Annotated in this window: 1 protein-coding gene; it reads left to right on the forward strand. The window is 46.7% G+C overall.

Features of this window, described 5'->3' with window-relative positions; all coding sequences use genetic code 11:
- The coding region (locus tag R7Z50_RS31160; RefSeq protein WP_004118323.1) for a DDE-type integrase/transposase/recombinase at positions 1–236 on the forward strand (236 nt) is incomplete at its 5' end.
- Positions 237–514 lie beyond the last annotated feature (278 nt).

Raw genomic sequence — 514 nt, forward strand, 5'->3', positions numbered from 1 at the left:
CGTCTGACGTTGAACACCGACAGATTAAGTACCGGAACAACGTGATTGAATGCGATCATGGCAAACTGAAACGGATAATCGGCGCCACGCTGGGATTTAAATCCATGAAGACGGCTTACGCCACCATCAAAGGTATTGAGGTGATGCGTGCACTACGCAAAGGCCAGGCCTCAGCATTTTATTATGGTGATCCCCTGGGCGAAATGCGCCTGGTAAGCAGAGTTTTTGAAATGTAAGGCCTTTGAATAAGACAAAAGGCTGCCTCATCGCTAACTTTGCAACAGTGCCTTTTCAACACAAGCGTGATCATCGGTGCATCCGCACCCTATACATTTAGCAGTGAGCATAAGCGCCTCCCCAAGTAAATTAACAACATCATAGTATCATTATGTGATGCTGTAAATATTAAAAAGAAAGCGGCCATAGCCGCCCTTCCGAAGTAATTTTCCTTTAGTGGTTGTCTTGGCCCTGTTTCCAAGCGACGAATGCCTGCACTAGCGGTACGCCATCATCA

The organism is Vibrio sp. 1249-1 (assembly GCF_033340495.1).